Annotated in this window: 16 protein-coding genes; all 16 read right to left on the reverse strand. The window is 36.9% G+C overall.

The genetic code is table 11. From position 1 onward, the window contains the following. Nucleotides 1–11 precede the first annotated feature (11 nt). The gene (locus K9N40_04050) at nucleotides 12–3,476 is read right to left on the reverse strand and encodes a carboxypeptidase regulatory-like domain-containing protein (GenBank protein ID MCF7813640.1); all 3,465 of its coding nucleotides are present in this window, start codon (nucleotides 3,474–3,476) and stop codon (nucleotides 12–14) included. 20 nt (nucleotides 3,477–3,496) lie between these two features. Next, a complete protein-coding gene (locus K9N40_04055) occupies nucleotides 3,497–5,287 on the reverse strand; it encodes a hypothetical protein (protein MCF7813641.1) in 1,791 nt (596 codons plus the stop codon). A gap of 35 nt (nucleotides 5,288–5,322) precedes the next feature. Beyond that, the gene (locus K9N40_04060) at nucleotides 5,323–6,510 is read right to left on the reverse strand and encodes a type II and III secretion system protein (GenBank protein ID MCF7813642.1); all 1,188 of its coding nucleotides are present in this window, start codon (nucleotides 6,508–6,510) and stop codon (nucleotides 5,323–5,325) included. Between the two features lie 3 nt (nucleotides 6,511–6,513). After that, a complete protein-coding gene (locus K9N40_04065) occupies nucleotides 6,514–7,299 on the reverse strand; it encodes a hypothetical protein (protein MCF7813643.1) in 786 nt (261 codons plus the stop codon). Nucleotides 7,300–7,422: 123 nt separating this feature from the next. Next, nucleotides 7,423–9,558 (reverse strand): tetratricopeptide repeat protein, encoded by a 2,136-nt coding sequence (locus tag K9N40_04070; protein ID MCF7813644.1) that lies wholly within the window; start codon nucleotides 9,556–9,558, stop codon nucleotides 7,423–7,425. 15 nt (nucleotides 9,559–9,573) lie between these two features. Next, nucleotides 9,574–10,794, reverse strand: a complete 1,221-nt coding sequence (tadA, locus tag K9N40_04075) for a Flp pilus assembly complex ATPase component TadA (protein MCF7813645.1) — start codon at nucleotides 10,792–10,794, stop codon at nucleotides 9,574–9,576. Nucleotides 10,795–10,948: 154 nt separating this feature from the next. Next, nucleotides 10,949–11,806: a response regulator gene (locus K9N40_04080; protein MCF7813646.1), complete on the reverse strand. Its 858-nt coding sequence runs from the start codon at nucleotides 11,804–11,806 to the stop codon at nucleotides 10,949–10,951. Nucleotides 11,807–11,822: 16 nt separating this feature from the next. Next, the gene (locus tag K9N40_04085; GenBank protein ID MCF7813647.1) at nucleotides 11,823–12,737 is read right to left on the reverse strand and encodes a histidine kinase; all 915 of its coding nucleotides are present in this window, start codon (nucleotides 12,735–12,737) and stop codon (nucleotides 11,823–11,825) included. A 16-nt stretch (nucleotides 12,738–12,753) separates the two neighbouring features. Continuing rightward, a complete protein-coding gene (locus K9N40_04090) occupies nucleotides 12,754–13,659 on the reverse strand; it encodes a hypothetical protein (protein ID MCF7813648.1) in 906 nt (301 codons plus the stop codon). A gap of 15 nt (nucleotides 13,660–13,674) precedes the next feature. Further along, nucleotides 13,675–14,775 (reverse strand): hypothetical protein, encoded by a 1,101-nt coding sequence (locus tag K9N40_04095; GenBank protein ID MCF7813649.1) that lies wholly within the window; start codon nucleotides 14,773–14,775, stop codon nucleotides 13,675–13,677. Between the two features lie 12 nt (nucleotides 14,776–14,787). Then, nucleotides 14,788–15,675, reverse strand: coding sequence for a hypothetical protein (locus tag K9N40_04100; protein MCF7813650.1), 888 nt, complete (start codon nucleotides 15,673–15,675; stop codon nucleotides 14,788–14,790). A gap of 16 nt (nucleotides 15,676–15,691) precedes the next feature. After that, nucleotides 15,692–16,288, reverse strand: a complete 597-nt coding sequence (locus tag K9N40_04105) for a hypothetical protein (GenBank protein ID MCF7813651.1) — start codon at nucleotides 16,286–16,288, stop codon at nucleotides 15,692–15,694. A 2-nt stretch (nucleotides 16,289–16,290) separates the two neighbouring features. Beyond that, on the reverse strand, nucleotides 16,291–16,725 hold the full coding sequence (locus tag K9N40_04110) for a hypothetical protein (GenBank protein MCF7813652.1): 435 nt from the start codon (nucleotides 16,723–16,725) through the stop codon (nucleotides 16,291–16,293). 16 nt (nucleotides 16,726–16,741) lie between these two features. Further along, complete coding sequence (tadA, locus tag K9N40_04115; protein ID MCF7813653.1) at nucleotides 16,742–18,517, reverse strand: Flp pilus assembly complex ATPase component TadA; 1,776 nt, start codon at nucleotides 18,515–18,517, stop codon at nucleotides 16,742–16,744. A gap of 19 nt (nucleotides 18,518–18,536) precedes the next feature. After that, nucleotides 18,537–19,877 carry a type II secretion system F family protein gene (locus K9N40_04120; GenBank protein MCF7813654.1) on the reverse strand — a complete coding sequence of 447 codons (1,341 nt, stop codon included), beginning with the start codon at nucleotides 19,875–19,877 and terminating at the stop codon, nucleotides 18,537–18,539. Nucleotides 19,878–19,963: 86 nt separating this feature from the next. Next, nucleotides 19,964–20,314: a hypothetical protein gene (locus K9N40_04125; protein ID MCF7813655.1), complete on the reverse strand. Its 351-nt coding sequence runs from the start codon at nucleotides 20,312–20,314 to the stop codon at nucleotides 19,964–19,966. Nucleotides 20,315–20,467 lie beyond the last annotated feature (153 nt).

The following is a 20,467-nucleotide window of genomic DNA, read 5'->3' on the forward strand; positions in this document are numbered from 1 at the left end:
ATTTTAACAATCTATTTCATCAAGAGACATTTACGGATTTCTTCGTGACCGTTCCACTTCAGTTTATAGAAATAAATTCCCGAACTTTGATCGCCGGCATTCCAAATGATATCATGGTTTCCAGCAGATTGCTGCCCATTAACCAATGTTTCTACTAACTGGCCTTTTGCATTGAAAATCTGTAGTTGAACTTTTCCGTCCTGTGGTAAATTATAGGAAATCAAAGTTTCCGGATTGAAGGGATTAGGATGGTTTTGAGCTACCTGGAATCGTTCTGAATTACTTGGAGTTATATTTTGCTTCTGGAAATTTATCTGGAATAATTCTCTGGGATTTCCGGTGATTTCATTTGGTTGATAAGTGATAGTTTCCTCTGAGAACAGAGTGGAATTCGAAGCATTATCGTACAATTTTAATCTTAAATTTTCGATTTCATCTCCGATGATAGTAAAATACCAGAGATCATTTTGCAGTGTTCCAATGCTGTGGCAAAGACCATCTTTATCAAAAATTCCAACAGAATAATTTTGATCATCTTTCAATTCTTCACCATTCAAATAAATCGAACTCATCAAGATCATATTGGAATCTGTTCCCGGCATCAATTGCCAGTTTGCCAGGTTGGAAGGATTAAGTTTGATCAGATTTTCGCGTGTTTCTTCTACATGCGGTGGATAATCCAGGAAAAGCGGATCGTCGGGTGTTATTTCGTCCGGCCAATAAAGAATGTAGGATATTCCGGGTTGCATGGTTGTAAGATCACCGATCCAACCTCCGTAATAAACAGCAGACTGGGTCTGAGTTTTGATCATAGTATCATCTACCACGCCGATACTTTCCAATGCTTCTTCCAGGGTCAATTCCGTTTGGGGTAGATAACTTATCCAATTGTAGAATTGCTGAAGTTGTATTCGATGTGTAAGAGGATTTATTTTTTCGCCGGAAAAGGTGTATCCATTGTATGAATTCAGCATATAAATTTTGTAACCTTCATAGTAGTTAAGAGAATCCAAACCTCCAAACCAATCGATCATAATCGGATCGTATTGGCCAAAATCGGTTTGAGATTTCACTTGTAAAATATCTGGAACTACTTCCAGAACATCAAATAAACCATCGATCAAGTAATCTGCTGGTTCCAGATTAAAAGATACCCAATTCCAATTATCCATCAGATCAAATTCCATATCATAAGAGGGTGAGTCGATTGTGAGATCAACTCCACTGGGATAAATCACGCAATCATCAAAAATAATTTCTTCATTACAATCTAAAATGGTATCGGTTTCTTCATTATAAAATTTAAACCAGATATTATCCAAGCCACTATCATTATCGCTGACGATGGTAATGTACCAATAACCGCCCAATGGCCAGTAATTTGTCCAGAAGACATGATTTCCACCTTCCCAGGTAGCAAGTCCCCGACATTCTTCGATCAGTCCAGTGGCCTGATCATAACCAAACGCTGCTAGCTGATTACTGCCTGTTTTCGACATGAATTCTCCATCATAAGTTACTGTGAAATAAGCTGTCATCACGTATTGCGTTCCAGTGATCGGCTGCCAGCCATCAATCAAGGTAAAATTGATATTGGGTGTCGTCTGGAAAGCAATCACTTGAATATCGCTTAGTATCATGGTCGAATAACCAGACAGGGAAGCGCTGACGTCATATGTTCCATTTAGAATATCTAACGAGTAAGTACCATCGGCAGCGGGAGAGACCGAAACTGTTCCTGCCGTGATGATAACATTTTCCACGTTTCCGGCACCTCCGAAAAGAGTTACAGTTCCTGTGATTGTTCCTTCATTCAATACCAGTGGCAGATAAAAATCGATTCCGGTTGTCTGCAGTCCCGATTCTACAACCACATCTTCCTGAATCTGCGTTTCATAGCCGGGAAGTTCTGCTGTAACATCATAAGTTCCAGGAGTGATTTCCAGAATATATTCGTAATACAAAATTGTACCTGGATTGAAAGGATCTTCTACTGGATAGGGATTTGTTATCAGGTTCCCCGCCGATACTTCCACGTTTTCCGGATTTCCGATTCCTTCTACTTCCACCTGACCGACAATTTCTCCAGGTGGTGGTGGAGAGAGAGTTAAGTTGATTACAACAAGTTCATTTTGAACAACTAAATTATCAAATCCACTCGAACTATAACCAGTCAATGTAGCAACCAGATCATAAGTTCCAGCCACCAGACTGAGCATATAGTTTCCATCTGCATCAGGATTCGTAGTATAAACAGTTCCGGGTGGAGTAGTTAAGGTAGCAGTTACCAAAACGTCTTCCACGCTTCCGGTTCCGCCATCCAGTGTTATAGTTCCGGTAATGCCGTTTTGTGCAAAGAAAAAAGCTCCCATATCGGTATTTGTGCCATCGGGATCCAGGGGACTATTGGGATCACCAGTATCGATACAGGGAGATTTAGTTTCATCGGGAGTGGGGATGTTTGCCCAAGTAAGTGAATAATCTCCGTTGGTTGGATCAGCAAAAAGCGGATCTTCATCGATACATCCAGTTCCAAAATAACTCTGTCCGGTAGCGGATTCCAAATCGGAATAAGTAGCCGATAACGAGGCAGTCGGTTCCAGATAGATATTATTTGTTGCATCTCCCCAAACAATAGAATTCAGTATAGTAATGTTAGAATTATAAAGTGCTGCAAGTCCAGAACCTGATTGATTGGCGACATTGTAGGCGATTGAACAATTTGTAATTTCCGGATTTGAACCGTTGAAAGCTGAAACACCGCCACCGTTCCATTCCGTAAAGTTATCTGCAATAAGTACATAGTTCAAGGTAGGATCGGAAGCATAGCAGTTGATTCCTCCACCATCATATTGAGAAACATTATCTGTGATTTCTACATTTTCGAATATAACATCAGAATAAGATATATACAAACCACCACCAGCACCGGATGCAACATTGTCATAAATTTTTGAATCGTAAATTTCAATATTTGAAGCATTACAATAAATTGCACCTCCTGTTGTAGCGGAATTGTTATTAAAATTGCAATTATAAAATTCAGGTACCGAATTGTAACAATAAATTACTCCTCCGCGGTAGTCCGATCCAGATCCAGTAGCATTACCATATTCAAAATTACAATAATGGAATTGAGAAGGGTCCAGTCCATTTGTGTATGTATCATAAAATCTTAATCCATGCCAACCTTCTGTGGTATTTAGAGCCGTAAATGTAATTGAATTACCATCAACTCCGTTCGCTAAAATTCGACCATAAACATAGAATTTGTAATATCCGGAAAATTGGATATCGACTCCCGCATCGATGACGAGTTGATCTCCACTTGCCAGTTCAATCTCTCCATCGATAATGTAAGGGCTTTCTGCTGCAGTCCAGTCCAGATCTATCAATACTCCGGCTGGAATGTTTGTTTGTGCTGCCAAAAAGGCAAATGAACAAATAATAATTATTACGCTATAAACTCTTTTCATGGCTACCTCCCGTGCCAAACTTATGGTTTAACTTGGATTATTTTCAATCCTACATTGTCTGTGATATAGGCATAACTTCCCACAACACAGATCGATATTGGTTCACTATTCATTTCTATATTTCCCAAAATGTCGGGATGATTATAATCACTAGCATCTATAACATAGAAACCTAATTCTTTGTCAACAAAATAAGCAAAACCTTCTTCTGCCCATACTCCATAAACATAACCATCAGTATCAATTCTGGATACTTCTGTTGGATTTGTTTGATCTGATACATCAATTATTTTCATGCCGTTTTCACCATCTGCCACATAGGCATAATCTCCAACAACATGTATATCAATAAAGCTGCCAGAAGTGTCTTCTTCACCTACTAGAACAGGATTTGCATGGTCTGTGATATCAAATATTTTCAAACCTTCAATACCTTCAGCAACATAAGCATAATTTCCACTAACAAATACATCTCTGGCATTTTCAAGATCGTAATTTGCTACTTGATGAAGATCCGAACCGGCAATATAAATTATTGAAAAACCTGCATTACCTTCTGCAATATAGGCATAATCTCCACTAACAAAAATATTCTTGGGAATTCCCTGCGTGTCTGAATAGCCGATTAATACGGGTTCAGTGAGACTTGCAATATCAAGTTTGTGAATTCTTCCCGGATCGGTAGGCGTGGAATGTGTAGCTACATACGCAATATTTCCAATGACATATGATGATAATGTTCTGTCAGCAAGTTCATAATATCCTAAAACTTCAGGAACATTTGGTTGGAAACAATCAATTACTGCTAAACCATAATATTCATCTGAAACAAAGGCAGTCCAATCTGAAAAATAAACTTCCAAGGCATTACCAGGTGTTTGCACTTCCCCAACGATCTGCAGATTGATATTGATCGTATCAACTTCGCTATAAACTGAGAAAAGTGTATCCTGAAAAGCCCGAACACGATAATACAGAGTTGCGCATTGAAATTCAATATCATCTACATAGGTTGTTACATTGCTGTCTACTACAGTATATTCATTATTCCAATCATCATCACCTACTTTTCGGTCTATGGAAAAACCATCCTCACCTGTAGAATTATCAGTCCAATTCAAACGGATCTTATCTTCGTCCAGAACAACTGTATACAATCCAGATGGTGAGAGTAGAGTTTGAAATAAACTATCTTGTGCAGAAGGAGAAGTTTCAGACCCGAAATATGCCGAAACTCTGTAATAAAGTGTATCAAATAGTGCAGCTTCATCCGTAACTTCTGTCGTGTTCTCGGCCAATTTGAAATATTTGTTATTCCAGTTTCCATTACCAATTTTCTTATCGACATAATAACCTTCTTCGCCCACGCAGCGATCGAACCAGCTGATCTCTACATTAGATTGATCTACTGTTTCCACTTCTACATCGTAGGGTGCAGTATTGGCAGACATGTAGGCATCAGCTTCGGAATACTGCGAAAAAAGTGCTGTTTCCAAATTGTAATAACGAACTTTGTAGGCATATACCAGGCTGTCATCTGTTGGAATGTAATCGAAATATTCAAATGTGTCACTATCAACCTGAGCAAAATATTCATCCCAGGGCTCTTCTCCAACTTTTTTTGCGATAAAGAATTCCAGTGTGTCGCCTTCTGAATTATCGTAAAGCCATGAAATTTTTACTATACCTGTGGAAGTTTTTTCTACCGTTAGATTGTAAGGAACATCTCCGGCTACCGGTGCAGTGGCATCTCCGCAACAATACAGCAAAACTGAAATTAGCGGAATAACCAGAATCTTCAGGATTTTCATAATCACTTCCTATGATTTAACATCATCATTTAAACCTATTGATTTTTAAAAGTTTCTTTTGCTTTGTTGAATTCATCAGTTTCGTGTTGAATTTGATCATCTAAAGATTGCATTCTATCCTTTCGCTCGGAAACAGGATCAATTATTTCAGCTTTTAAAACTATGATCATTTCATTTGTATTTACTGAATAACTATTATAACCAAAAATATAACGCAATCCAAATAACCACCAGGGAAGATCTTTTAAAATTGGAACTCCGGCTCGTACTGTTTGCCTGTCCGTATCATACAAACCACCGATCACAGTTTCTTCTCCATCAAACAATAAAACATCTGTTGATGAACTGCTTTTATCGATGATCGTGGTAACAGTACCAGGTGAAGCACTGCTTTTTTCTACGCTTGCAGAAAGAAAGATAGCTTCTTCGCCATCCCGTTCGATTATGGTTGGAGTTACATTCAAAATAATACCAGTAGAGAAAAACGATTCAGTTGTATTTCCTGCTTCATCCAGTCTTTTCACCGAGAAATCCTGGCCCACCTGAATGGTTCCGTTTTTGCCTGAAAGTACCGTTACACTTGGCCGGGCAACCACTGAACCTTTTTGATATTGTTCCAGGATTCTAAGTAATACATCCAATTGGATATTTACGTTTCCTGTTTGCATGTTATAACTGGTGGCTGCATTGAAAATGTCATCGCTTACACTGTTTGCACCTTTAAAGTTTACCTGAGCAACAACGTCTCCACCAAACAACGTAGACCAGTCTATTCCGATATCCCTGGACAAAGTTTTATCTGTTTTGAAGAAAATAGAACTGATTCTTACTTGTTTACTGAGCGGTGTTATTCCCGCTAAAGATTCATCACCAGCAGCTGCTCCTAATTCTTCTTCGATCATTGGATCGGTAACCATATAAGAACCAGGTCGTTCCTCCAAGTCCAGATTATGAAGCTGAACGATCAGTTCCAGAGCATCTTTCCAATACAATTTATGAACTGGAATACCAACAGCCTCATTATTTGAGCTGGTCGTGATTATCTTCTTGTTTTCAAACTGCAAGGAAATGACTTCAATTGCTCGAAGAGCAGCTACTATGTTCGTATTTCGGGAAATACTGATCAATTCTTCTGGTTGATAACTCATAGTTTCGTCAATATCTTCCTGTGCAAACAGAGTAAATAAGCAACTAAGTAAAACCATTAATATTATTTTTTTCATAAATTAATCCTCATACTGCCTTAAAATCAAAATATATTCTTTGGGAAGTCCTGTTTTATTTGTAATGAAAACAGCATTCTGATCTTCCCAGTTTATTCTATCCAAATAACCATAAGCGATCTTATCACCAGGAACTATAACCTGGATCTTGCCGTTTTTATCTAAAATAAATACTTTATCCGGTGTTAATCCTATCATTCTACTTGCGTAGATATCTATAAATCTTTCTTCATGAACATCTGGGATTGGGCCATGAATACGAGGAATAAATGGATGATAATCCAGATTTTTGTATCTAAGATATCGGAAAGGAATGTCATCAACTTCTACGGCATTTTCTTCATAAAAGGCTGTAATTACTAATGAAAAATACACATAATCACTTGGTATGTCTTCTTCGGGTTCTACGCCAGATAACCTTATCGATTTGATTATGTAGAGCATGAATTGATTTTCTAATTGATAGATAAATGTATATAAAGATGTAAGTGCCCCTCGGCCTATTATGGAATAGGAATTAAAATTAGCTGTTTCTCGCTGGCCGCTTTCTACAAATTTAAAATCAAATCGAAGGTCTGGACAGTAATTCTCGCAGATATCAAGAAGATAAGCATAAGTAATTGTAGGATTGTTGTCCTTTGCGATTAATTTACTTTCGCTTTTCACTCTTCTTTCCAATTCATCCAGAGATTGAACAAGAACATCCTGGTCTTTCATGTCAGGGTTTGCTCTTCGTAAATTATCAAGCTGTGCCTGGTTTTCATCAAGTCGATTTTTTATTTCCTTCATTTTTTTAGCGGACTGATAGTTATTTATAAATGAAAAGGCAACTACACAAATAAGCAATCCAACTAAAATGAGCGTATTCCTAAGAGCATAAGGCATACTAAATAACTCCTCGACTTGCTAACATTATTTATTCTCCAATTTGCTCAGTTTATATTTGGCTGCTACAGCAAGCTCGTCTTGTGGATAATCGGCTATTAAATTGTTCCAGCTTGCTCTTGCCATATTTTTCTCTCCAAGTTTTTCCCAGCAATTTCCAAGCATCATAAGTGCATCGGGTGCTTTCTTGCCACGTCCCTGGAAGATTGTTTCGAATACTTCCATTGCTTCATTATAACGTTTTAGAAGATAAAGGCATTCTCCTTTGTAATAGGTTACATTATATGCCAAATTATGATCTGGATATTGTCGCAGAAAGTCATTGAAGAGTTTGATTGCAGATTGGTAATCACCAGCAAAATATACATCCAGAGTATGTCTGTATTCTCTTACCACTTGATCATCTGAGACTTGTTCCTGCTGCTGAGTTTCAGTTTCGGACACAGTTTTAGTTTCTTCTTCAGTTTCCTGAAGTATTCTTTCGGCATCTTCTTTTTGTTCATCCGATTGTTGTGAAGTCTGTTTAATTATAAGATCTTCATTCATTCTGATTTCAGTTGCATCAGGATACAGATATGTGATATCGAATTGCCAGAGATTTTGATCTTCGATTTGATAGCGGGAAATTGAAGAAATACTTCCTTCAGGGAAAAGTTCAGAAACTTCAAGAATTCCCCTGCGATTAGTAGTATATCCGGTAATTGAAAAACCCCCATTATCGCTGGCGATATTTTCCAGCCAGCTCAAAGGATTTCTATCTAATGAATTGGAAAAAGTATCCAAAATATAATACCAGATATTTTTGTTTCCAGAGAGAGCTTTTACTTTTTCAAAGTTTTGTTCCAGAGCGCTCATTTTAGATTTGATCTCATTGAGTTTTGTGATCAAACCCCGATTACGCCGTAATTCGCTTTCTACGGTGTAGTTATCTTGCTCGTATGTAACGATCTTCTCTTTAATGTTCAAATTTCGAACAGTTCCGGAAAAGGCAAAATAGAAAATTAGCGCTAAAATTACAAATCCGTGCCAGGCAATCTTAAAGTATTTTTGGTTTTCTATAACCTTGGCAGGTAATAAATTAGATTTAAAAAAATCTTTATTTTTGGGTTGTAAAGCTTTCCAGGCCAACGAAATTGGAATGGCATATTTTGCAATTACTTCATCTGTAAGATCGTTCTGTCTTGCTTCTGGAATTTTCAGTTTTGGTAGTTCTAATCTATGAATTTGACCATCATCGGTAGATTTTTCACGGAAGAATTCCAGATCTTCATCCGAAACACGATCTCCCATCAGAATTACATTTTTGGTGATCTGCATATCCGAGATATCCTGTTCCAGGATCACTTTGGAATAAATAGCCTGTCTTGTTGCAATATCATCACCTTCTGGAACAATGATCGGGAAGGTTTTGATGTGAACACCTTCCTTCATTACGATACCTACTTTGTATTCGTTGCCAATGTATAAAAGAAGAACGTATTCATCTTCTTTGCATTCGTAGTTATGTTTAACTAAATTTATAAGAGCCAATTCATTTGTGTCTACATGATTATAGAAATATCTTTCCTTAGAAAGGCTGAGGTTTATATCTCTCAGGGCATGGAACAATTCCAATTTACCACGATGAACAAAAGCTACTCCGGATTTGTTGGGGTTTATAACATAATCGAGTATATAATCTTTGGTTTTAATTTCTTCTGGAGTCAGCATTTCCTGCTGAAGTTTTTTTCTTAATTTAGATTTGGCATAAGCTGCATCAAAATGAAAATAGGAGATCCTTTCATCATTTGCATTCATCCCGATCTTGCCTTTTTCCAAAGGATAGACTTGAAGGAAATTCTGCAGCTCTTTTAAACCGGGAAGAGATTCATCTTTTTTTGTTACCAGTTCATCAAGGTCTTCGGAAGATTCAATATCGGTTGTGACATCTAATTCAAAATCTTCCGTATTCAGATCATCCAGATCAGCAAATTCTGCTTCTTCATCCGGCAATTTACTTATTTTGTCTTCAACGTCTTCTTCCTGTCGGAAAAAAGGAGTGGAAATAAGTGTTTCTCCAACTTGTTCCAGAATAACATTGTTATCTTTTAAGTTGAGCTGTGCTACTTTGATCATCAGCCCATCTTGAAAAACACCAAATGCTATCTTTTCTTTTTTAGCCATTTCTTATTACTCTCATTAACTGGAATATTGGATTAACTGATTCATTCGTTTCGTATTGTTTGCATAATTTAACGCAGTATCTTTGGTGATCTTACCAGTTATGTAATGATTATATAGATCTTGTTCCATGGTAATCATTCCACTTTTTTTGCCTTCATTAATCATCTGATAAATTTCACCTATGTTTTTATTTCTAATTGCAGCTTTTACTGAAGAATCAACAGAAAGAACTTCTTTACACATCAGAAGATCACCTTTTTTGGTCGGCACTAATTTCTGAGAGATGATAACTCTGAGTGTATCTGCCAGGCGCATTCTAACTCTTTCCTGTTCTGCTGGTGGAAATTCTGCAATAATTCTGTGAATACTATCAACAGCATTGCTTGTATGAAGTGTGCTGAAGACTTTGTGTCCACTATCTGTAGCTTCCAGCACTGTTGCTATTGTCTGGGGATCGCGCATTTCTCCTACAACAATTATATCAGGATCTTGCCGAAAAGCCTGGTGAGTTCCTTTTTGAAATGATTCGACATCATCACCTACTTCTCTGTGGCGAACAATACATTTTATTGAATCGTGAACAAATTCGATAGGATTGCTGATGATAACAATATGACCGTGATTAATTTTGTTATTCATATCAATAATAGAATCCAAGGTTGTACTTTTGCCGGAACCAGTAATACCTGTTACCAGATACAATCCTGATTTCTCATATTTCAAGTTTAGCTGTCTGTTTATTGAATCGGCAAATCCCAGCTCTGTAATATGCATAAGATGATCATTTATTCGGCGAAAATTAGCGACAATCTCATTACATTCAAAATAGACGTTCCCTCGAAAGCGAGTAGGTTTACTATTACCATTTTCTAAATCGAAACTCATGGAAAAATCGATGTTTTTTTTCTCTAAAAGTGTATAAATTTGATTTTGATTCAATATGGCTAGCAGCATACACGTTATTTCATCTTCGGTGTAACGGCCTAATTTTTTGTAGGGATTTTTTAATCCAAAAATTCGCAACCATATAAAACCATTGCAACCGGGCCCACCAATATCTATATCGGAAGCTTCATAACTTCTCATTTGTTTCATTAGTGATTTCAAATCATGATAAGCTTCTTCTCTCCAAGATTCGTGTTTCATCAAGAGCTTGTCTATAGAAGCAGCTCTTTCTGCACCTGATTGAAATCCAGGAATCGAATTTTGCAGCTCAGTTAAAAATGAAAAACCCATACAACCTCAATATAAAACCCTTTCCACCATTTATTTATAACCAATCAGCGTTTATAAAATCTATATGTCAAGACAATAATAATTCTGTTAACATATATATATATATAAGAAAACTGATTTTTGTGTTAATTCTTGATAGTTGATGAATAAACAACTATGATGGATTTCCGGACATTAATTTCAGCATTACAATACGCTGCAAAGATTTACGCCATTTGAAAAAAGTGCTGTTAATAAGGTTTATCATGAATCTTTTAAGAAGTTTTTCACCTTTGTAGGCAAAGAATTCAAGAAGTTGTTTGCGATCGAAATGTCTTACTTTTACTTCGGTTTCTGCCCGTAGAGAAGTAAACGTGGATCCTGCTAAAATGAAGCTTTCTTCGCCACAGGTGTCCCATTTTTGAAGATAATCTACAATTGTATTGTTCATCCACATGGAAATCTCACCATTTTCCAAAATCAGGATGGAGCCTGCTTCTTCAGTTCCCAATGGAATTTTATCTCCAACTGAGTATTTTTTCACTCTTCCCAGTGTCATAAAATCTATTTTATCATCAACGGAAAATCCATGAAGTATGATCGGTTCACCTTTGCTAACGCCCTGTGATCCAGGATCAAAAGCTTTCTGCAGTGGGCCATAAAGGTCATCTGAATATTTGAGACCAGCTTTAACTACTTCGAAAAGTTCATCGGCATTAATGGGTTTGGAAAGATATTGAAAAGCTCCGGCCTGAGTGGCTTCAACTGCGCCTTCCACGCTGGAAAATCCCGTAAGAATAACTACAACAGCCAATGGTTGTTTCAGTTTGATCTCCTGCATCAGTTCATAGCCGTTCATCTTGGGCATGGCCATGTCCAACAGGAAGAGATCGAACAATTCCAAATCCATTTTGCGAAGAGCATCTTCGCCATCAACAGCTTGCGTTACACTGTATCCTTCGTCTTCCAAAAGCTCGGTGCAAAGTTCTCGGATACTAACTTCGTCGTCCACAACCAAGATATTTTTCTTCATGTTTTCCTCGTTGAAATTAATCTTCTTTTTTAATATTTTCTCTGGCTTTTTTTACAAGTTCCAACTGCTTCAGTTTTTGAATTGATTCCATTAGATTATTTATCTTTGTAACAGATTGAGCCATTTGATTTCCAGCTTTTTCCAATTTTTGATCTTTGAATTCGTCTGCTGCCATCAAAACTCTGCGAATAGATAGTGAGATCACTGTGAGAGGATTATTGATGTCATGATCAAGATTTGCCAGTTTAGCAGATTCTTTTACCACTAATTTATATTGTTCTTCTTTCAGTCTATTCAAAATGATCTTTCGTTGATTTTCGGTAAGAGAGTTTTTAACTTCCAGTAAACTTTCTTCATTTTCTATCATGATATTTGAAATCTTTTTCAGCATATCACTAATAAAAGATGAAATAAATGCAATACCTGTAAAAAGGCCACAATAAGAGATCAGAAAAATAGTTTGGGAAGGAATATCGATGTTGAGTGGTTCTCCATTTACAGGAGTTAACCAGTCAAAATTATATAAGATCAAAAGAATCAATAAACATGTACTTCCAATCATTGCGGCGAGGATTCCTCCTGACTGTTCGATGGAAAGACTGGCAGTAATAACAGCTATCAAATAAATCCAGATAAACGGACTGGAAATACCACCGGTAAGATGCACAACCAAAGTTGCAAAAATTATATCAAGAACGATCTGAATAGCTCCGATCATATTGCTGCTTTTTAAAACCTGCATATGGAAAAGAATATTTAACACACTAATTCCCAGGAAAGTGGCAACAAACACTAATACAGGATAGATCTGATTTACTTGACTTACCTGAAGAATTCCTATTGCAAAAAGAATTAGAACAATAAACCAGCGCAGTTTTGACCACCATTTATACATTTGTACTTCGGGATTTACAAAATCTTTCTTTTCCATAATTTACTCCAAAAAACTAATCATAAAATATGCTAACAAAATTAAATTGCATTTCGGTAGGGAAGGTCACAGAACTCAGAAAATCTGAAACAGCTTCTACACTGAATTCAATTACTGGTGAACCGGAAATCACTGTAGCAGAAATTTCGGTTCCGCCTTCCACATAAAGCGCGCCTTCCACAGTTAAATTTCCTGTAATCCGCAATTCTCCTGTAACCCATAAAATACCATAAAAAGTACCACCCGAAAAATCTGCATCGCCGTCTATTACAGTTAAACCTGACCCCGACCAACCTGTAGTAGTAACTTTGAAACTATTACTTGGATCTGAAAATTTTACCCAGGTAATATCGGTGCAGGGACTTATGTTATTCGCTGGATCGATATAAAGGTTTGTAGCCAGAGACTCTACATAAGCTTTTGATACACCAAAGATTTCTTCGAAATTTAGAGGTGGATCACAGTTTGCATCGACATCTCCCACTACTGCTGCATTTCCCTTTATGATGATATCTCCATTGGCAGAAACTGCCGCTGTTATATTGGCAGGAACATAATTTACGACTGCACTGGCACTTTTCTGCACAGTATCATTTCCAGATGGATATGATACATAGGTAGTAACGAAAATTGAATCTCCGGTAATGCTTTCTTTATAATAAAGGCTGTCAATTGCACCTTCTAAAACATTAAAATTGGAAAAACTGAGAGAAGCTTCTCCATTTACGAAATTTAAAGAACCATCATAGAGTTTTTTTATGCTGTAATTCAAAGCTTCATTACTGAGAGACTTTGCCTGGATCTTTGCCATGCTGCGCCCTGTATTTTCTGCTGAATCTTCTCTTTTGTCTTTTTGTGCCAAAGTTAATACTGTAAACGAAACAGCAGCTATCAGCAATGCAATGATTACAACTTTTCCCATAATTTATTCCTTTTTTTAATTATCCCAGCTGATAATTTCTACGTTAGTTCCTTCATTCTCAGAAGTTAAAACATAATCATCTTCAATATCTTCATCATAATTAACGGTAGCATTACCAGTTAATTTTACAGTTTTGGAAGGAGAAGTGTTTACAAAGATGGATCCATTTACGACGCTGTTACCTGTCATTTTAAAGCTTCCGCCTTCTACCCAGATAAGACCGTCGAAACTTGCCTGACCGGTATCTTTAAAGTTTCCATCAACAATTAAAAGTCCACTTCCAGTCCAACGGCCAGACATGTGAAGAGTATTATTTCCGGTTAGTTCTACATAAGTAATTCCGTTTATAGGTGAAACTTTTGTGGGTGGATTTTTGTAATAATGATCTGCAATATTTTTATAATAACTCATCACTTCACCAAGATCAGCTTCGATGCTGAGAGTTGCGTTCTCATTTAAACCACCGTTAATTTCGGCATTGCCTTTTAATGTTACAGATTTACTACAATTAAAAGCATTACCGTTATTTATACTTGTTTCACCATCTCCACCCGATGTATAAAGAACTTTTGCCGAACTGTTGTATTGTTTATTTACACCACCAATATTTGAGCTTACGTAGGCAGTAATTGTAACGGTAGCACTGGATTCCGAATCGTCTTCATTTTCATTTTCTTCGTCTTCTTCCTCTTCTTCGTTACCATTTCCATTTCCATTTCCGTTGCCATTTCCGTTGCCATTTCCGTTACCCTTATTTTTGTTACCTCTACCACAGATTAGGGAATTATCCTGCCAGCTAAAAACGATGTCATCATCATCATCATCATTTCCGGAGCTTGTATCGATAACATAGACTATGCTGTCGATGGTACCATCAATTACGGTAAAATTGGAGAAAACCTGAGAAACCCGGGCTTGCGTAAGGTCTATTCTTCCTTCTAAAAGCTGATTGATTCCATATCGAAGAGCTTCATTGCTGAGAGATTTCGCTTTTATGCTTGCCATCCCTTTGGCAATTTGATCAGGTGCTTCAACTTTTCTGTTATTGATCTGTAAAGCTATCGTAGAAAATATTGCTGTTACTAAAACTATAATAATTACTAAAGTTCTTCCCATAATATATCTCCTTTAATTATCCCAACTTAAAGTTTCAATTGTATCTGCGCTGGTTCCACCTGGAATGGTTATCAAGCTCGAAACGATAGTTTCATTATATTCTACATAAGAATTTCCCGAAAGCTTTACGGTGTCTGTCGTGTTAACAAATATTGCACCTTCTACATCACTTTGGCCACTCATCTGAAAACTGCCGCCTTCTACCCACATAACTCCATCAAAATCTGCCTGGCCTGTATCTTTAAAATTTCCATCAACTATCAAAATACCATCACCAGACCAGTTGCCAGACATGTGCAGACTTTTGTTACCTGTCAATTCTACGTAAGTAATACCAGTAATTGGGGAGATGCTTGTTTTTGGATTTTTATAATAATGATCTGCCATTGCTTTCATTTCTGCCATTGTATGCTCGAAAGTTGAAACGAAATTCATAGTTATGTTTTCATTCAAATCGCCCACGATCTCTGCATTTCCTTTCATTGTTACTTCTTTACTGCAATTAAATGCACCGATAGCACTTCCTGTATCAAGATGGATTTGTGCAGTGCTGGCAAATAATTTTCTTTTTCCAGAAAAGCGAGATGAAACATAAGATATTATTGTAATAGTGTCGGCAGTAGAATTCATCTCATATTTTATACTATCTATAGTTCCATCTATTACATCAAAATTTGTAAAAGTTTGAAGGTATTCTGTTTGAGTGAGTGGAATATTGCCTTGTGATATTTGATTTATTCCATATTTAAGGGCTTCATTGCTGAGGGATTTTGCTTTAATATGAGCTAAACCTTTTGCCACTACTTCTGGTGATTCTTCTCTTCTATTATTTATGGAAACTGCGATCGTAGCGATTACAACCGTAAGTAATAGAACAGAAATTATCAGTACTCTTCCCATTTTTTACCTCATAAGATCATAAATATAGATTTTTAAAATATTTCCAGATTACTGTGGGATATCTAACTAATCTTTTATCAATATCCGAGCGATAGGTTTCGAAAGAAAAATTAAAATCAAATTTGGCAGATCTAATAGAATTTAGATTACTGCCAGGACTGGCAATTGCAGTATTGTTTACATCATAATAAGTAATATTCAAAGGAGTTGCCATCCAAAAAGGACCGAGAACGGGATTCGACATATCATTGATATAAACATAAAGAGGATAGGAGCTATTAACGGCAGTTTCAGTTAAAATGTAAAATGTACTTACACTGGAAGTAGTAGTTAACTGACCACGAAATTTAAATGAACTCGAGGTAGCTTCTATAATCGGATCGATGCCACTGGGAACTCCTGCCCCAACTTTGGATAGATAACTTTCCAAACCAGAATAACTAATACCCCCAATAATTCTTCCACTCAATAGATTTTCAGCCAATTCACTTAAGATCATCTGCTGCTGCATATTATAACTGAGAGCCTGCATATTCATGATAGCACCGAAAACCATCAACAGAATCAGTCCACCTGTGACAGAAGCACCCAGAGTATCAAGTAAGGCATTCATAATTACATTCCAATTTCAAAAAATACTTTGCTGAAAGGATTACTTTGAGTTCCAATATATAAAGTGTCTCCGGCAGCTGAAACACAGTTCATACGCACGTCGACTCTGATATAAGAAGAATCTGGTGATGAAGTGCTGCCCAAACTATCGGCATAACTTGTAGTAAGATTTACATTGTATATGTTATTGCCAACAGTTTCTGTTGTCTGCAAACCGTTAAAATTAGTATGAACATCATCAAATTCAATAACAGGACTGCTGCCTAACAACTCCGATTCGATCTGCTGGAAATATCTATCTGCTATTTTCTGCCCTTGAGTATACAAAATGTTATTGTATACAACTTTGGCATCATCCAGAACAAGATTATACATGTTAAGCATGATAGTAGAAAACAGGGCTAGAGCCAAAACTACCATCAGCATTTGATTTCCCAACTATCTCCTCCAAGTATTAATCTTCAGACGTTGCATAAGCTATTTCTTCCAGCGATGTCAGTCCGTTTCTGATTCTATCCAAACCAGAATCCAGCATAGAGAGCATGCCTTGACTTTCGGCAATTTCTCTTACCTGGTTTTCATCGATTTCATCTTTGGAATCTACTATAGCTTTTCTTACTTCCGGTGTAAAATAAAGTGCTTCACAAATATTTACCCGGCCTTTATAACCGCCTGTGCATTTTTTACATCCATTACCTGCTTCAAAGATAAGTCCTTTATCAAGTTCTTCCTGAGTTATTCCCATTTCTAATGCACCAGGATATTTTTCTTTGGAAAGTGGTTTACGGCATTCAGGACATAATTTTCGAACTAATCTTTGTGCTACAATAATATTTATGGCATAAGCGAGTAAGAAAGTTTCGACTCCCATTTTAAAAAGACGGGAAATCGCACTAGGTGCATCATTCGTGTGTAATGTTGAAAATGTTAAGTGGCCAGTATTTGCAAGTTTAACAGCAATATCTGCGGTGATTTTATCACGAATCTCACCCACCATCACTACATCCGGGTCGTGTCGAAGAATCGATCGAATTGCAGCTTCAAAACTAAACTTTCCTCCGATTTTTAATTGGCGAGCTCCTTTAATATTATATTCCACAGGGTCTTCACATGTAAGAACATTTATAGAAGGATCGATAATCTGATATAAAGCCGCCATCAAAGTTGTACTTTTACCAGATCCGGTAGGACCAGTTACCAGAACGATACCTTTTGATTTACCGATAGCTTTCATGAAATCTGATTCTGCTTGTTCCTGAAAACCTAGTTTACGCAGATCGGTGATAACGTTCCTGTCATCTATTGTACGAATTACCACACTTTCAAATCTACGTTCATATTCCGAAGATGTGATGGGAATAATGGAAACACGAAAACGAATAAGGTGATCATCTACAAGACGTTGCATAAAACCATCTTGAGCTGTATCACGCTCAAATCGATCAATACCGTTGGCTCGGTCTTTAACCACAGCAGCTATAGCTTCTGGAGAGGTATTTTCCTGGCGATGCCAGCGGATAAGCTTACCATCAATTCGGAAGAAGAAGTCTACACTGGAACGCTGATAAGGAATTATGTGAATATCACTTGCTCCTTTGCGAACAGCTTCTATAAGGGCTCCTTCGAATAAATTGACCAATAAACTTTTATTGATCTCATCATCCAAGGCATATTCATCAACATCTTCTTCAGCCTCTGAAACTTCCTCCAATTCCTGTTCTGCTTCCTGTAAAAGTTCCAGAAATTCGTTTTTTTGAGGAGCAATAATATTTATAAGTTCTTCCAATTGAACAAGTTTACAGTAAACGACTTCATATTTTTTAAATTCGGAGTGAGCTGGAATTTTATCGATTAATTTTTCAGTTGGATCAGCAGAAAGAACAACTAATGTGTTTTTTCTTCCATAGTTGTATTGATAGGGAAGAACCTTTCTATAAAGTAGATTTTTTCTAAAATTGTCGTCAAATTTACTCAGAATTTCACGCGTGTGCTTAATCTGCTTTTCAGTAATTTCATTTGGATTAATCTCTACAGTTCTAAAAGCATATAATTCTGCCAGAAGACCAAAAATAGAGTGATGATCAATCTTGAAATCATGGGCTAAGATTTCTCCTAATGCACGAGGATTGGGGTCTTCTTCTGCTTGAATGATTAGTGCTTTTTCCAATATTACTTCATCGATTAGACCTTTTTTTAATAATAATTGTCCGAATCTTGATTTCTTTATCATATTCCCCTACATATTAAAATTATGGTCCAGTATTTGGAGATATCATGGCAATTTCAGAAGATACGATAGTCAGCATAGTAATAACAATTGCAATGAATATTCCCACAAAAGTTTGGATCGAATCAATCAGAGCCTGCATTTTATAACTGGTTTCTTTTTCATAAAAAGTAGAAATCTGCTGAGCTGACTGTAAAATATTACCAGATTCAACTCCAGTTTTCAAGCGGCTAAGCGTGCTAGCGTTAAATACTTCGGCTTTTTCCAAAGCAGGAACTAAAGGCATACCATCCTTTAACATAAGAGGCAAAGCTATCTCTTTAACTCCCATTTCTATGTATTTATTTCTACATGCTTCAGCAGAAGCAGTTAGCGTTTCAATATTATTTTCTGAACCAGAATAAATTGCCCCAAACACCCTGAAAAAGATCTCGATACTACCTTTGTGCAAAAGATGACCGATAACCGGTAATTTTATCAAGAAACGATCTCTCCAGATTTCTCCCTTGGGCGTTTTCCACCAAAAAGCGATAATTGCTGCTGGAATTAGAACCAAAAGAAACATCCACCACCAGTTTGCAGCAACCCAATCACTCAAATCGAGAGTAGCAGCAGTCATAGGAGGAAGATCAATACCGAATTTTACAAACATCAGAGCAGTTTCAGGAAAGATCTTAACTACATAATATCCTACTGCTAAAAGCATTGCAATAACCATGAATGCAGGTTGACCTAAAGCCTGTTTCAAACTTTTACGATATTCAGCATCACGTTCCATGAATTTGGCTGTTGCATCATATACCTCGGCCATATTACCAGATTTGGTAGCTAATCCCAGCATATATGCAATGAACTTGCCAAACACATCTTCATATCTGGCAAATACTTCAGTTCCTTCCTTACCCTTTTTTAATTCACTTTCTATTTTTCGTAAGGTTTCTTTCAAAGTTACATTGCTTTCTTCATCGGCCAGCATGCGCAAAATTTTATCGTAGCTCATTTTTTCTTTCAGCAGGAATGAACTCAAGTTTACAAACATCAAAATGCTTTGAAAAGGTGGTTTCAATCTGATGTCGATAAGAGCTGGTTCTATTTTTGCATTTTGAAAACCAATAGAATTTAAAGCTCGCATTACTTCACCTTTTGTGTATGCCTGTTGTCTACCTTTTACTTTTTTCCCACTGGGCAGTTTTACTGTATATAAAAATAATTTTTTCTTTTTTATAGATTTTATATCAATCTTGTATTTGTTGGCTATTCTGTTGATTAATTCGGTTGCTTTTTTCTTGTTTTTGGCAATTACAACTCCCTGCACACCTTTGCCGGAAGCCATAACTCCTTGATATTTATACTCATTTTTCATTGAAGAAAAATTCCTTATAGATGGCGAACATGGGAGACTAGTCTCCCATGTTCAAATCTAAAATGTTTTAAGTTAAATGTAATTTCTTAGTTGTTAACAGTAGTAGCCACAGAACTAGTAGATCCTGTAATTGCAATTTGAGCTTGAACGCTAGTAGAACCATCATTTCCTGTTTCACTGCCTGTTCCTACAATTGTAAGTACATCACTGGCAACGCTAAGTACAAAAGTACCATTTCCGGTTGTGAGTGTGTTGGTAGATGCATCATAACTATATCCTAACCAATTACCTACATTATCAACATCGGATGACCAGCTTGATCCACCACCACTATGAGTAGCTGGTGTCTTGTAAAATGCCAGCGCAGAGGCTGCCAGATTGTTAAGATCACCAATTACTGCCTGTCTGTTCGAATTCGTAGCTTGTGCGTTGAACATTGTAATACCAACTGCCCTCTGTGCCAAGATGACACTGGACACTTTTCTACACTAATTTAGTGTTGAAAAAGGAAGGTGAAAAATGAAGAAATCGAAGAAGAGAATTATTGAATTTGGCGAATTGGAAGGAGTCCGTAGGACGACTGGAAATTC

Source organism: Candidatus Cloacimonadota bacterium, assembly GCA_021734245.1.
Classification (GTDB): domain Bacteria; phylum Cloacimonadota; class Cloacimonadia; order Cloacimonadales; family TCS61; genus B137-G9.

Excerpts from the sequence above, each read along its gene's own strand:
- K9N40_04050 (MCF7813640.1), bottom strand. The coding sequence starts at position 3,476 with ATGAAAAGAGTTTATAGCGTAATAATTATTATTTGTTCATTTGCCTTT.
- K9N40_04055 (MCF7813641.1), bottom strand. The coding sequence starts at position 5,287 with ATGAAAATCCTGAAGATTCTGGTTATTCCGCTAATTTCAGTTTTGCTG.
- K9N40_04060 (MCF7813642.1), bottom strand. The coding sequence starts at position 6,510 with ATGAAAAAAATAATATTAATGGTTTTACTTAGTTGCTTATTTACTCTG.
- K9N40_04065 (MCF7813643.1), bottom strand. The coding sequence starts at position 7,299 with ATGAAGGAAATAAAAAATCGACTTGATGAAAACCAGGCACAGCTTGAT.
- K9N40_04070 (MCF7813644.1), bottom strand. The coding sequence starts at position 9,558 with ATGGCTAAAAAAGAAAAGATAGCATTTGGTGTTTTTCAAGATGGGCTG.
- tadA (MCF7813645.1), bottom strand. The coding sequence starts at position 10,794 with ATGGGTTTTTCATTTTTAACTGAGCTGCAAAATTCGATTCCTGGATTT.
- K9N40_04080 (MCF7813646.1), bottom strand. The coding sequence starts at position 11,806 with ATGAAGAAAAATATCTTGGTTGTGGACGACGAAGTTAGTATCCGAGAA.
- K9N40_04085 (MCF7813647.1), bottom strand. The coding sequence starts at position 12,737 with ATGGAAAAGAAAGATTTTGTAAATCCCGAAGTACAAATGTATAAATGG.
- K9N40_04090 (MCF7813648.1), bottom strand. The coding sequence starts at position 13,659 with ATGGGAAAAGTTGTAATCATTGCATTGCTGATAGCTGCTGTTTCGTTT.
- K9N40_04095 (MCF7813649.1), bottom strand. The coding sequence starts at position 14,775 with ATGGGAAGAACTTTAGTAATTATTATAGTTTTAGTAACAGCAATATTT.
- K9N40_04100 (MCF7813650.1), bottom strand. The coding sequence starts at position 15,675 with ATGGGAAGAGTACTGATAATTTCTGTTCTATTACTTACGGTTGTAATC.
- K9N40_04105 (MCF7813651.1), bottom strand. The coding sequence starts at position 16,288 with ATGAATGCCTTACTTGATACTCTGGGTGCTTCTGTCACAGGTGGACTG.
- tadA (MCF7813653.1), bottom strand. The coding sequence starts at position 18,517 with ATGATAAAGAAATCAAGATTCGGACAATTATTATTAAAAAAAGGTCTA.
- K9N40_04120 (MCF7813654.1), bottom strand. The coding sequence starts at position 19,877 with ATGAAAAATGAGTATAAATATCAAGGAGTTATGGCTTCCGGCAAAGGT.
- K9N40_04125 (MCF7813655.1), bottom strand. The coding sequence starts at position 20,314 with ATGTTCAACGCACAAGCTACGAATTCGAACAGACAGGCAGTAATTGGT.